The organism is Thalassotalea nanhaiensis (assembly GCF_031583575.1).
Classification (GTDB): domain Bacteria; phylum Pseudomonadota; class Gammaproteobacteria; order Enterobacterales; family Alteromonadaceae; genus Thalassotalea_A; species Thalassotalea_A nanhaiensis.
The window spans coordinates 1,875,652-1,889,200 of record NZ_CP134146.1 but is presented as its reverse complement, the minus strand read 5'-3'; the positions used below and the strand labels follow the sequence as shown (position 1 = coordinate 1,889,200).

Here is a 13,549-nt window from a genome sequence, read left to right as displayed (position 1 = left end):
TACCGTGTAGGGTTTACAAAATTTCACGACAATGTTGCCATTAGTTACAATTTCAGGCACCCTTTCGGAATTGATTTTTCCATGTACATAGGAATTTATATGCAAACCAACAAATCACTAATCGCTTTAGCACTTTCTTCAGCACTGCTATTCGGTTGTAATAGTCAGGCACCGACTCAAACAGAATCCGTGTCACCAGAATCTACTGAAGTTGTTACAGAGTCAGCTGCTGAGCAAAGTGAATCAGCTCGGTTAAACGCTGCCTTTGAAAAAAACTTTATGGATACAGTTATGCGTTATCCACAATTTCAAACATATTTGGGCATTAAAAAAGACTATGGAAAATGGAATGACAATTCTGAAGCCAATGCTGAAAAAGAGCTGCAAATAACAAAAGATCAGTTAGTTGCTCTACGTACGTTTGATTACGATGCTTTGGATGAACAAACAAAAATCAGTTATAAATTAGCAGAACAAAGCATGGAGCAAGAAATTGCTAACCATAAATGGCGCTACCATAACTACCCTGTTAATCAAATGCATGGCCAACACTCAAGCATCCCGTCGTTTTTAATAAATCAGCATACGGTTAGTAATGTTGAAGAAGCAACAGCTTATGTTGAGCGCTTATCAGGCATTGATACAGTGATTGAACAATTAATCGTACAACTAAAAATTCGTGAAGATAAAGGCATTATTGCTCCAAGTTTCGTTTTCCCACACGTTATTCGTGATTCACAAAACTTAATTGCTGGTGCACCGTTCACCGAAGGTGAAGACTCAACGCTGTTAGCTGACTTTAAAAAGAAGGTAGCAAAGCTAGAGTTGTCAGAAACTGAATCTTCAGCGCTTATCGCTTCAGCTAATGAAGCATTACTTTCAAGTGTACAACCAGCGTATCAAGACTTGGTGGATTACCTAATTAGCCTTGAAGCAAAGTCTACAGCTGATGCTGGGGCCTGGAAATTCCCTGAAGGTAATGATTATTACAATGTTGCGTTAGCTAAAACCACAACTACTAGCTTAACTGCTGAAGAAATTCATCAAATCGGCTTAAGTGAAGTTAGCCGCATTCATAATGAAATGCGTGTTATCAAAGACAGCGTAGGTTTTAAAGGCGACTTGGCTGCATTTATGCAATTTATGCGTGAAGATGAACAATTTTACTACGCAGATGATGAAGCAGGAAAACAACGCTACTTAGACGAAGCAACAGCATTAATTGATACTATGAAGACTCATTTAGATGAGTTGTTCTTAGTTAAGCCAAAAGCTGACTTAATTGTTAAGCGTGTTGAAGCGTTCCGTGAAAAGTCTGCAGGTAAAGCATTCTATAACCGCCCTGCTCCAGATGGCTCTCGCCCTGGTATGTACTACGCTAACCTTTATGATATGAAGGCCATGCCTACGTACCAAATGGAAGCATTAGCTTATCATGAAGGTATTCCTGGACATCATATGCAATTAGCTATCTCACAAGAGCTAGAAGGTATCCCTACTTTCCGTAAGTTTAAAAGCTACACTGCTTATAGTGAAGGTTGGGGCTTATACACTGAGAAGTTGCCAAAAGAAATTGGCATGTACTCTGACCCATATTCTGACTTTGGCCGTTTAGCCATGGAATTATGGCGTGCTTGTCGTTTAGTTGTTGATACTGGTATGCATGTTAAAAAATGGACTCGAGAAGAGTCAATTAACTATTATGTGACCAATACGCCAAATGCAAAATCAGATGCAATCAAAATGGTTGAACGCCATGCTGTTATGCCATCACAAGCAACCGCGTATAAAATAGGTATGTTAGAAATTTTGCGTATGCGCGAAATGGTTCAAACTGAACTTGGCGATAAATTTGATATCCGCGAGTTCCATGACGTTTACCTTAAAAATGGTCCTCTACCATTAGATGTAATGAATACCATGATGAAAAACTACATTGCAGAGAAAAAAGCTTCGTAGCAATTCGATTATATTCAGTTAAAGCAAAAGCCGCTATTTTTAGCGGCTTTTTAATTCATGGATGAATTAACTTAGAATTGCCATGGACGGCATAAATTCTGTTTTTCAGGGATGATGGAATGCAAACCACCATGGACCGTTCATTCACATCCATGTGATCACGGTATTCAGTACATCGTGTAAATCATGGTATTAAGTTTGTACCGACATGTAAGAATGATCTAACACCACATATCTACACCTTCAACAATGATAACATCATAAAAACGATAAACATTTTCGCTAAATCAGCTCTTCAGTGATACACTTAAACTCAACTTATTCGTCTTTCATACTGTTCAAACTTAATGACTATAAATCGTTATTTTTCACGCTTTTTTATGCTGCTATTGGTGTTAATCACCGCAAATATTAGTGTATTTTATTATTATCAATTAACGACAAACCAACTCAACGCGCTTGAAAACGATCGTATAGCCATTATGGAGCTTGCTGCGCAAGTCAGAGATACCTCAAATAAACTCACCCGAACATCAAGAACCTATATTGTCACCGGCGATACAACCTACCGCGATTATTTTTATGAGATCTTAGAAATTCGTAATGGTGAACGCTTGCGACCTGAGCATTATTTCAGTATTTATTGGGATAAAGTACATACTGAAAGAGAAGAAAAGAATTACCGGGAAGTGCCGTTAGTCGAAATTGTTGAAAATTTGCTCGCTCGCGAAAGTGAACTAAATAAATTACTTATCGCGGTTAACTTAGCTGATAAATTAGTTCAGAGTGAATTAAATGCGATTACTGCATATCAAGAAAATAGTAAAACAGGTAAAGCTATAGCCAAAGATATTCTCTATGGTGCTGAATATCTTAAATCTAAAAGTGAAATTATGGCGCAAATTGACTTGTTCCAACACGATTATGATAAATGGCATGTCAATAAAAGCCATAACTTAGAAAAACAGATCAAGTACATTAGGATCACTAAGCTACTGTTACAAATAGCATTTATTCTTGCCTTGCTATCAATTCGGTTTTATTTGATCAAACACATATCTAATCCGCTCTATACCATCACAAATTTAGCCCAACGTATTTCCAATGGTGATTTTTCAAGGCGTCCCAAACTTAAAAGTAAAACCGCAGATGTTAACTTGTTACTAAATTCAATGAATCAAATGCAGGATGATATCGCTAAAACAGTGTCAAAGTTTGAACAGCAAACCAAACTTGCTCAGCGAGCCAAATTACAAGCAGAAGCAGCGAATAAATCTCGAGGAGAATTTTTAGCAAATATGAGTCACGAGATCCGCACACCAATGAACGGTATTATCGGGCTATCACAGCTTTTACAGGATCAAAACCTTGCAGCAGAAGATAAGCTCTATGTCGACAAAATTTTACTTTCAGCAAGGCAACTATTGGACATATTAAACGATATTTTAGACTTTTCTAAAATAGACAGTGACAAGCTCAATTTAGATAATATTGAATTTGATTTATTGTCCATTTTTGATCGGGTAGCTAATGTTTTAGCAATTAGCGCACAAAATAAGAATATACAATTGCAGTTTAACTATGACCCAGAATTAAACACCAAGTTTTATGGCGACCCTGTTCGTATTGGTCAAATATTAATGAATTTAACCTCTAATGCGGTTAAGTTCACCGAACAAGGCTTTATTAACGTATCACTGAGCTATAACGAAGATAGAAGCGAGGTTATATTTTCAGTAACAGATACAGGAATTGGTCTAAGTAAAGATAAGCTTGAACATATTTTTGCGCCATTTTCACAAGGTGACAACTCTACATCCCGAATTCATGGCGGTACGGGCTTAGGATTAACAATTTGCAAACGATTAGCCAGTCTAATGGATGGCAATGTATCTGTTACATCAGAGCTAGGTAAAGGCAGTCAATTTAATTTAACCATACCGATCATAAAACAACTTGATGAAGAGCCGTTGGCAATATTAAAGAAACCGATATACTTATATAGCAATAATCCCCATCATATTGACGTTTTTAGTCAACATACGAGCAAGCTAAACCTAAAACTGTGCAATGCTGGTACTGAATGTTTAACAAGAGAACAAGCTGTAATCAGCGAAGAATCACTAATCGTCATTGACTTAACTGGTCAGCAAAATAGTGCAGTAAAAGAAATCATAGCGAAACAAAAAGATTGGTTAAACAACGATAAGATCCAATTATTACTAATCTCCAATTTTAATCAAAATGATAGTATAGAATTATTTGTCTTTAAGGATAATGTTCAAACGCTGCACTGCCCGGTTTTATTCAGTAGTATTGTTAACTCTTTATCGTCAGAGTCAGCCACTATTGCCATTGAGAAACAACACAGTGTATTTCATGGCATCAAAGCATTACTTGCTGAAGACTTTAAATTGAATCAAATTGTCGCGAAAGGATTACTTGAAAAGCTAGGCATCGAGGTCGATATAGCCGAAGATGGTGCGCAAGCGGTAGAGGCTGTGAAAAATAATGACTATCAACTGGTATTTATGGATATACATATGCCAATAATGGATGGTCATGTAGCCAGCCAAACGATTCGCGCCAATAAAGACTATGATCACATTCCTATTATTGCTTTAACAGCAGATGCACAAAATGAGCATCTACAACAATGCATAGAATCTGGTATGGATGATTTTATTTCTAAACCATTTCTATTGGCTGATATAGAGAAAATGATCCATAAACATATAAAATATATTTAATTAACAAACGATGAAACCAATGAAAAAAACATTTCGAAAACAAGTTACAAACTTACTAGTAATCAACAGTATTATGCTGCTTTGCGCATGTACAAATGGTCCGAGTGTCGAAACTAATTTAGATAAAGAAAATTTCGATGAGTATTTTGCCGCTGGTAATGTTACTGTTTTTCAAGATGAAAACGAGTTACCTGGTAAAGTGAAATTTCTGGGCTTAGTTGAAGGTGACAGCTGCAAAGCTAAAGAAAACGATATTCCAGCCAACGCCGCAGATGCCCGCACTATGGCAAGAGAAAAAGCCGCTAGCATGGAGGCAAATGCAGTTGTTTTTACCTCTTGTACACCTATTGAAGATCAACAATGCTTAGAAATGATGGTTTGTTATGGCAAAGCGTTTCAAATTTCAGAGCATTAACAGCAATTAATTTTAAATCATGACCGTACAAAGCAGTTATTCATTTACTCCAGTTGGAGTAATTCACTCTCCATATAAGCAAAAATTTGCTATACCAAGGCAGCCTGGGCTGGTGACTGCCGCGCACGGAAAGCTGGAATTATTAATTGCAGACAACCAGTTAGAACTGATTCGAGATATTGAACAACACTCTCACCTTTGGTTAGTCTTTGTCTTTCACGGTACCAGCGAGCAAGGTTGGAAGCCATTGGTTAAAGCTCCTCGCTTGGGCGGTAACAAAAAAACCGGTGTATTCTCAACTCGCTCTACCTTTAGGCCAAACCCAATAGGTATGTCAGTAGTTAAACTTACGGGCACATCTACCGTAAATGGTAATTTAGCACTTGATATTAGCGGCTTGGATCTCTTGGACGGCACACCGATTTTAGATATAAAACCTTATATCCCCTACTCTGACAGCGTACAAGATGCCCAATCCATTATGGCGCCCATGCCTGAACAAACAAATTTTGTTATAAGCTTTACAGATAATGCACAGCAACAACTGCTCTCACTTGGATCAAATTATCAGGATTTAAGGTTGTTTATCGAGCAAGTGTTAAACCAAGACCCAAGGCCCGCCTATAAAAAAGCACAAACTGACCGACAAGAATATGGCATGAACTTGTACGACTTGAATATTCGCTGGCAAATACATAATAACGACTGCACGGTGCTCAGTATTGAAAAGTCTTAGGCCACAGACTTGGTAATATCGAACTATATAGGTATAATCGCGGCGCTTTATTGGTAATAAGTAATCTCTGAAAAGCTTATTACTACTTTAATTAAACCTAATCAGCGCCAGATTTACGTTCTGGTCAGCAAGAGGAATTACCATGTCACAATTTGTAGTTTGTGCACTTTATAAATTTGTTACTTTAGAAAATTTCGAACAACTTAGAAAACCCATCCATAGCGCTATGGAAACGAATGATGTTAAAGGTACCCTGTTAATTGCCAATGAAGGGATTAACGGAACTATTGCAGGCACTCGAGAAGGCATTGATAATGTCTTGGCATTTTTACAAGCCGATGAGCGTTTAGCGAACCTATCTCATAAAGAATCTTTCACTGATGAAGCCCCTTTTAAACGCTGTAAAGTAAAGCTTAAAAAAGAAATCGTTACGATGGGCGTTGAAGGAATCGATCCTAAACAAGTGGTTGGTACGTACGTTAAGCCACAAGACTGGAATGCGTTAATTTCAGATCCTGAAGTGTTATTGGTTGATACCCGTAACGATTATGAGATTGAAATTGGTACATTTAAATACGCGGTAAACCCTGAAACAGAAACGTTCAGAGAGTTTCCGCAATATGTAAAAGAAAACCTGGATCCAACAAAGCACAAAAAAGTTGCGATGTTCTGTACCGGTGGCATTCGCTGTGAAAAGTCTACTGCGTATATGAAAGAGCAAGGCTTTGACGAAGTTTATCACCTTGAAGGTGGCATTTTAAAATACCTTGAAGAAGTTCCACAAGAAGATACGTTATGGCAAGGCGACTGTTTTGTGTTTGATGATCGCGTTGCCGTTGATCATTCTTTAGAAAAAGGTAAATACGATCAATGTCACGCATGTCGTATGCCTATTACTGAAGAAGAAAAACAACGTCCAGAATACGAACGTGGCGTGAGTTGTCATCGTTGTATTAACAAAGTAACTGATGAGCAACGTGCACGTTATGCTGAGCGTGAAAAGCAAATGAACCTTGCCAAAGCCCGTGGTGAAAATCACATTGGCAGCGAAGTTAGTAAAACCATTGAACAACGTCGCCAGGATAAAAAAGCAAAAATTAAGCAACAACAAAACAACGCTTAACACTTCGAATACGTAGCTTCGCTACTTCGTGCCTTCGAATGCATTTCATTTCGAATCACGAAGTAGTTATCGTAGCGATAGCGTATTCGGAATGGAATGTATTCTTAACTCGTTCCTTAGTTTCGGATATGTTACTTCGTAACGTCGAATGCGTAGCTTCGATAGTATTTTAATTCGAAGGTACGAAGTGCCGTATTCGGAATGGAATGTATTCGTAACTCGTTCCTGAAGTAAATAAATTTGAATTCTAGCTTGAATAGATTTATTATTGGTCAAAATTTGACCAGTTAAATTGATGGTAGCTATGGCCGACATTAACTCAGATAATGAACTTCTACGTGATAACTACCTAGTTACCAGTGTTGAATTTGCCCTGCATACGCCTCCCTTAGAGCCCTCTTTGAGCCATTTACCCAACAGTCCTAAAGACCACAGCATGTGGTGGTTAAATTCTCGTAGGCGTTGTCACAAACATTGCAGCAATAAACGCAGTTATATTCGTCGTAAACGCTCATAATCGCGATAAAATTACTTTAATTGGTTTAATTCCTTCAATATAGCAATTTCAGTTTTGCCAAAGTCCACTGTGCTGTTAGAATACAGAAAAAATTTTTTATCACTTTATATTTCGGAATTGAACAGTAATGCGCACTAGCCAATATCTACTTTCTACCCTCAAAGAAACTCCAGCAAGTGCTGAAGTTATCAGTCATCAATACATGTTACGTGCAGGTTTAATTCGACCATTAGCTTCAGGTTTATACACTTGGTTGCCTACCGGGTTAAAAGTATTAAAGAAAGTTGAAAACATTGTTCGTGAAGAAATGGACAGAGCCGGCGCTATTGAAATGCTGATGCCATTAGTACAACCAGCCGATTTATGGGAAGAATCAGGCCGTTGGGAAGACTATGGTCCAGAGTTACTTCGCATGCAAGACAGACATCACCGTTCGTTCGTTTTAGGCCCGACTCACGAAGAAGTGATCACAAAGTTAATTAGCTTTGAATTAAACTCATATAAACAGTTACCACTTAGTATGTATCAGGTACAAACTAAGTTCCGTGATGAGATTCGTCCTCGTTTCGGTGTTATGCGTGGTCGTGAATTCTTAATGAAAGATGCGTATTCTTTCCATTTATCACAAGAATGTCTAGATACAACTTATCAAAACATGCACGCCGCTTACTGTCGTATATTCGACCGTTTAGGTTTAGATTATCGCCCAGTTATTGCTGATACAGGCTCTATCGGTGGTGATGCGTCACATGAGTTCCATGTGCTTGCTGAATCGGGTGAAGATGATATCGCTTTTAGTTCACACAGCGATTATGCAGCAAACATCGAAAAAGCTGAAGCACTGGCACCTGCTGGTGAGCGTGCGGCAGCTGAAATGGACATTAGCAAAGTTGCTACTCCTGATGTTCATAGTATTGATGATGTGTGTAAATTCTTTGATGTAGCAGCAAATAGAGTTGCTAAAACCTTGTTGGTAGTTGGTGAGTGTGAAGAAGGTGAAACTGCACCTATTGTAGCGCTTGTTTTACGCGGCGATCATGATCTGAACGAAATTAAAGCAGAAAAGATTGACGGCGTTGCTACACCATTAACATTTGCCAGTGATGAGCAAATTGCAGCAGCAGCAAATTGTGATGCTGGCTCTATTGGCCCGGTAAACTTAAATACTGCCGTAATTGTTGATAGAAGCGCGGCACATTTAAGCGACTTTATTTGCGGTGCAAACGAAACAGGCTTCCACTTTAATGGCGTAAACTTTGATCGTGACATTAAAGAGTACACCATAGCTGATATTCGAAACGTTGTTGCTGGTGATCCTAGCCCATGTGGTAACGGCACAATAGAAATAAAACGCGGCATTGAAGTTGGTCATATTTTCCAATTAGGTGATAAATATGCCAAAGCAATGGGCGCTGCGGTATTAAACGACCAAGGTAAAAACCAAACATTAACAATGGGTTGTTACGGTATTGGTGTTTCTCGTATTGTTGCAGCTGCGATTGAGCAAAATAATGACGAAAATGGCATTATTTGGCCAGAAGCGATTGCGCCGTTTAAAGTTGTGATCATTCCAATGAACATGCATAAATCACATCGCGTACATGAAACAGCAGAGCAACTGTACACAGACCTTAAAGCTGCCGGTATTGAAGTTATGATTGATGACCGTAAAGAACGCCCTGGTGTTATGTTTAAAGATATGGAGCTTATTGGTATTCCACATAGCATTATCGTTGGTGAGCGTAATCTTGATAACGCAGAAGTTGAATACAAAAACCGTATTTCAGGTGACAAATCAACGCTTAAAATTGCCGATGTATCAGAGTTTATCACTAACATCTAAGTAATCAGTGTGTTTTCCTAAAATAGGTTAACCGTTTTAATCGAGTCAGTGGCATAAATATGCCCCTGACTTTTTTTATGCCCATTATTTGGTATGAGGTAGCTCTAAATTTGTATTATTTGTATTGCTGTACAATAATTGACCACGATAATGGGAAAGTTGTCTTGGGAGTTGGAATTAGCCCCTCGTTTTCTTTGGATACTCAATCAAGGAAACAATAATGAAAAATACAATCAAATTATTAGCAAGTTTATTTATTTTATTTAGTTCATACAGTTTTGCCGAGCCAACAATTGTTGATGTTTGGCAGTGCAAACTAAATGACGGAAAAACAATGAAAGATGCTGGTGCACTAAATGATAAATGGGTCAAATTCATGAATGCTAATGTTAAGGGCGGCGGTATTAATAGCTACAACTTAGAACCAAGAGTCGGTAATAGAGAAGGTTTTATGTTTGTTGATGTATACCCTAATATGCAATCTTGGGCTGCTGGTGAGAATGTGATGGAAAATAGCGAAGAAGGTAGAGCCTTATCAAAAGAATTTGAGGCTTTAGCCAACTGTTCAAGTAACAGCTTGTATTCATCAACAAAGCACTAACTTTTCTGCGAACATCGGGGCTCACTTTTCTAGTGATTGCCCCACTCTTCGTTTTTAGAGGCTCGAGCCTCGTTTCTAACTACCTTCTTTTAATCGTTCAAAATCTGGCCTTGGCAGCTTATCTAAAATGGCATACATATAAATAACCACTAAACATAATGCTGCACCAATCATAAATAACCAAGGGCCACCTAAATGATCAAGGATTATCCCTCCGCCCAGCGGCGCCAAAGCAAAACCAAAATCATAAAACGAAGAAGCCCCAAAATATGCACCACGAAGATGATCCGGTGCCAAACGGTCAATATGCACATTCATTGTTGGAAATAGTATTGCTTCAGCTAGGCTCATTACAATAATTGCCCCAATCCAGCCCCAGAAAAGTTCAAGTGGATTTACCGCCAACCAAATCTGAGAGAACATCAACATCACCAAGCCTATTTGTATTCTGGCGATCAGAGTTAAACCAGCCATAAACTTAAGCAAAATAAATTGCGTAGATATAATCACCAGAGCATTGGTAAAGATCATTGATGAAATTAACTCTAGTAAGTTAGGAACTTCTGCACGAGTTAAATACTGAATTAATGAGCTGTCCATTTGCGCATAAATAAACATGCATAATATGTTGGCAACAATCAAACACTGCAAAAGCCTGTCTTGTAACAGCACAGCAATAATTTGACCTCTATTTTCGCTAACAGGCTTAGCTTTATCACTGGCTTTATCTATATTGACTTTCTTACTGTTGGTATTTACCTTATGTTGATTAAAGCCCCAATATAGTAGCCCCAATAAAAAAGCAAATGCGCCAGCCGTAATATAAAAGCTCGATTGCTCACCAGTTAAACCAAACCAAACTCCTAATAGCGGCCCTATCGCACACCCAACATTAACAACGAAGTACAGAGACTGCATGGCAAGCTCACGAGTTTTTGAATCGCTAATAATATCGCCAATCAGTGCTGACGTTAATGGCCTCCACAGTGCAGTTGCAATAGAACACAGCGTAATAACCACCACGTAACCTGTGATGGTATCGACTTGCGCCAAAATAGAAAACGAAATGATGTATAAAAGCCCACTGATATACATTAATTGATGACGGCCTACTCGATCAGATAAAACACTGCCAGCAAAGCTGACTAATACTGAAATAACAGCGGCATTTGATAAGATCAAGCCAACTTGAGTTGCTGATAAGGCAAACTTTTCATACAGGATCACCGCAAGAAACGGCCAAACCATATAGTAACTACCACGGGTAATGAATGATCCAAATAACAAAATCCACATAAGTAATGGAAATTGTTTAAATCGGTTGATGGAAATGTCGCTTTGCATAACTACTCTTTACTGCTTGATTTTCTAAACGGGCTAACACTAACATTTGCAAGCAACTATGTAAGCAACTTGTTAATATAAATTAATAAAAGGATGGAAACTAGAGACTAGAAGCGAAGAGCAAAAATCATATGAGAGCCCTATAAGTCGGGGTTATGCCTCGTTTTTCGTTTATAGTTTATAGTTTATCGGGTCTAATTGGCTTTAGTATCCCACCGATCCCAATAAATTTTTCGATCATATCGTTTTGATAGGCTTTTATTCAATTGATGAAACGTGGTGATATCTTCTTTTAACCCACTAATACACTGCCAAACAAAGCGATTACAATTATTTTTAATTAAATCATACTCTTGGTAATCATATATTTGTTTTATTGCACGCTCTGCGGTTAAGTCATCACAGATAGACTCCCCCGTTGAATCACAAGCAACATATATTTCAGTGCCTGAGCGCTCTTGTAAAAATCTACTCGGTGAAATTGCTTTTATTAGACCACTGCCATGTAATTCAACAATAGTGTCTTCGTCAACTAATATTCCCGTATGCTCTAAAACACCGCCAAGTCCACAACAAACTAATGCCCCCGGACGGACAATAGCTAACGTCTCTGTTTTAAACACTTCTTTAGGGTATTTCGCAATGCCAGAGTCATGTTTTTTTATGTTGCCACGCGTATTTATACCATCACTATTCTCACGATGATGTTCTTGGGCTTCACGTTTTGTATCAAGCTCTTTAATGGCAGCTGCGCCTAGTACGGCAGCACCTAACCATAACAAGGGTAAAGGCATAATTGAGAACTCTTTTATAAATTTTTCTTTCTTAATTATTAGTTATATTAAAAAACTCAGTAAATATCACAAAAAATATGTCAGCAAGTGTTTCAAACGACTATCATTTAAGTTAACTTCATGTTTTAACAATAGTATATAAAGCAGTAGGTCGTGATGAGTCAGTATTTAAAATCGAATAAACTTTCCGGTGTGTGTTATGACATTAGAGGTCCAGTTGCCGCGGAAGCCAAGCGATTAGAAGAAGAAGGCCACAAAATACTTAAACTCAATATTGGTAACCCTGCCCCATTTGGTTTTTTAGCGCCAGACGATATTTTACGGGATGTAATTCATAACCTACCAACGGCTCAAGGTTACAGTGAATCGCAAGGGATCTATTCTGCTCGCGTAGCTGTTATGCAGTATTACCAACAATTTGGTATGAAAAACCTTGATGTGGATAATATTTTCATTGGTAATGGTGTCAGCGAGCTTATTATCATGGCAATGCAAGGCTTGCTCAATACAGATGATGAAGTACTTATCCCAGCGCCAGACTATCCACTATGGACTGCTGCAGTATCATTATCCGGCGGTACACCGGTACACTATAAATGTGATGAAAAAAAATACTGGTATCCGGACATCGAAGATATCACCAGCAAAATTACCAATAAGACCAAAGCGATTGTACTCATCAATCCTAATAATCCAACAGGCTCGGTTTACCCAAAAGAGGTGCTAGAGCAAATTATTGCAGTGGCGCATAAGCATAATCTGATTGTTTTTTCTGATGAAATATACGACAAAGTGCTCTACGACGGTACCACTCACACGCCAACAGCTAGCCTTAACGAAGATGTGCTGATTGTGACCATGGGCGGATTATCAAAAAACTATCGCATTGCCGGTTTTAGAGCGGGTTGGATGATGTTAACAGGGCCCTTACTCCGCGCGAAAAGTTACCTTGAAGGCTTAACCATGCTGGCATCTATGCGTTTATGTGCCAATGTGCCTTGCCAACATGCGATACAAACTGCGTTGGGCGGCTATCAAAGTATTAATGAGTTGGTTCAAGACGGTGGACGTTTAAAAGCGCAGGTTGATATTGCTCACAAAATGATAAATGAAATTGACGGATTAAGTTGTCATAAAGCAAAAGGCGCGATGTACTTATTTGTTAAAGTTGATGGTGACAAGCTTGGCATCGATAACGATGAACAAATGGTGCTTGATATTTTACGCCAGGAGAAAATCCTTCTGGTGCAAGGTAGTGCGTTTAACATACATGATGGTATTTATTTTAGACTGGTATTTTTACCGCACAGTGAAGACTTAATCCAAGCGATTAACCGCTTAGAACATTTCTTCAGCCACTATAGCCAGGACTAGGGTTGGTGGGACTTTTAAATCATGGATGATTTAACTTAGAATTGCCACGGATGGTATAAACTCTGTAGTCTCACTTTAGTTTCGAATACGTAG

11 protein-coding genes are annotated in these 13,549 nt (G+C 38.5%); 9 read left to right on the top strand and 2 right to left on the bottom strand.

Annotated elements, in window-relative coordinates:
- The first annotated feature begins 99 nt into the window (after positions 1-99).
- The 8 genes from RI845_RS08290 (at position 100) to RI845_RS08255 (ending at position 9,944) form a co-directional block, all read left to right on the top strand.
- A complete protein-coding gene (locus tag RI845_RS08290; RefSeq protein WP_348389267.1) occupies positions 100-1,959 on the top strand; it encodes a DUF885 domain-containing protein in 1,860 nt (619 codons plus the stop codon).
- A 347-nt stretch (positions 1,960-2,306) separates the two neighbouring features.
- Complete coding sequence (locus tag RI845_RS08285; RefSeq protein ID WP_348389266.1) at positions 2,307-4,709, top strand: ATP-binding protein; 2,403 nt, start codon at positions 2,307-2,309, stop codon at positions 4,707-4,709.
- A gap of 19 nt (positions 4,710-4,728) precedes the next feature.
- Positions 4,729-5,124: an Rcs stress response system protein RcsF gene (gene rcsF, locus RI845_RS08280; protein WP_348389265.1), complete on the top strand. Its 396-nt coding sequence runs from the start codon at positions 4,729-4,731 to the stop codon at positions 5,122-5,124.
- 19 nt (positions 5,125-5,143) lie between these two features.
- On the top strand, positions 5,144-5,860 hold the full coding sequence (gene tsaA, locus RI845_RS08275) for a tRNA (N6-threonylcarbamoyladenosine(37)-N6)-methyltransferase TrmO (RefSeq protein WP_348389264.1): 717 nt from the start codon (positions 5,144-5,146) through the stop codon (positions 5,858-5,860).
- A 142-nt stretch (positions 5,861-6,002) separates the two neighbouring features.
- Complete coding sequence (gene trhO, locus RI845_RS08270; RefSeq protein WP_348389263.1) at positions 6,003-6,983, top strand: oxygen-dependent tRNA uridine(34) hydroxylase TrhO; 981 nt, start codon at positions 6,003-6,005, stop codon at positions 6,981-6,983.
- 304 nt (positions 6,984-7,287) lie between these two features.
- A complete protein-coding gene (locus RI845_RS08265; protein WP_348389262.1) occupies positions 7,288-7,500 on the top strand; it encodes a hypothetical protein in 213 nt (70 codons plus the stop codon).
- A gap of 127 nt (positions 7,501-7,627) precedes the next feature.
- Positions 7,628-9,343, top strand: a complete 1,716-nt coding sequence (locus tag RI845_RS08260; RefSeq protein WP_348389261.1) for a proline--tRNA ligase — start codon at positions 7,628-7,630, stop codon at positions 9,341-9,343.
- A gap of 220 nt (positions 9,344-9,563) precedes the next feature.
- On the top strand, positions 9,564-9,944 hold the full coding sequence (locus tag RI845_RS08255) for a hypothetical protein (RefSeq protein WP_348389260.1): 381 nt from the start codon (positions 9,564-9,566) through the stop codon (positions 9,942-9,944).
- 75 nt (positions 9,945-10,019) lie between these two features.
- On the opposite strand, the gene RI845_RS08250 is transcribed toward RI845_RS08255, so the two are convergent.
- Positions 10,020-11,288 (bottom strand): MFS transporter, encoded by a 1,269-nt coding sequence (locus RI845_RS08250; protein ID WP_348389259.1) that lies wholly within the window; start codon positions 11,286-11,288, stop codon positions 10,020-10,022.
- A gap of 194 nt (positions 11,289-11,482) precedes the next feature.
- Complete coding sequence (locus tag RI845_RS08245) at positions 11,483-12,082, bottom strand: hypothetical protein (RefSeq protein ID WP_348389258.1); 600 nt, start codon at positions 12,080-12,082, stop codon at positions 11,483-11,485.
- 156 nt (positions 12,083-12,238) lie between these two features.
- Between RI845_RS08245 and RI845_RS08240 the strand changes: the two genes are divergently transcribed.
- Positions 12,239-13,456: a pyridoxal phosphate-dependent aminotransferase gene (locus tag RI845_RS08240; RefSeq protein WP_348389257.1), complete on the top strand. Its 1,218-nt coding sequence runs from the start codon at positions 12,239-12,241 to the stop codon at positions 13,454-13,456.
- Positions 13,457-13,549 lie beyond the last annotated feature (93 nt).

What these genes read in the sequence shown, in the direction of transcription:
- rcsF (WP_348389265.1), top strand. Translation starts at nt 4,729, where the DNA reads ATGAAAAAAACATTTCGAAAACAAGTTACAAACTTACTAGTAATCAAC.
- RI845_RS08250 (WP_348389259.1), bottom strand. Translation starts at nt 11,288, where the DNA reads ATGCAAAGCGACATTTCCATCAACCGATTTAAACAATTTCCATTACTT.
- RI845_RS08245 (WP_348389258.1), bottom strand. Translation starts at nt 12,082, where the DNA reads ATGCCTTTACCCTTGTTATGGTTAGGTGCTGCCGTACTAGGCGCAGCT.
- trhO (WP_348389263.1), top strand. Translation starts at nt 6,003, where the DNA reads ATGTCACAATTTGTAGTTTGTGCACTTTATAAATTTGTTACTTTAGAA.
- RI845_RS08285 (WP_348389266.1), top strand. Translation starts at nt 2,307, where the DNA reads ATGACTATAAATCGTTATTTTTCACGCTTTTTTATGCTGCTATTGGTG.
- RI845_RS08255 (WP_348389260.1), top strand. Translation starts at nt 9,564, where the DNA reads ATGAAAAATACAATCAAATTATTAGCAAGTTTATTTATTTTATTTAGT.
- RI845_RS08240 (WP_348389257.1), top strand. Translation starts at nt 12,239, where the DNA reads ATGAGTCAGTATTTAAAATCGAATAAACTTTCCGGTGTGTGTTATGAC.
- RI845_RS08290 (WP_348389267.1), top strand. Translation starts at nt 100, where the DNA reads ATGCAAACCAACAAATCACTAATCGCTTTAGCACTTTCTTCAGCACTG.
- tsaA (WP_348389264.1), top strand. Translation starts at nt 5,144, where the DNA reads ATGACCGTACAAAGCAGTTATTCATTTACTCCAGTTGGAGTAATTCAC.
- RI845_RS08265 (WP_348389262.1), top strand. Translation starts at nt 7,288, where the DNA reads ATGGCCGACATTAACTCAGATAATGAACTTCTACGTGATAACTACCTA.
- RI845_RS08260 (WP_348389261.1), top strand. Translation starts at nt 7,628, where the DNA reads ATGCGCACTAGCCAATATCTACTTTCTACCCTCAAAGAAACTCCAGCA.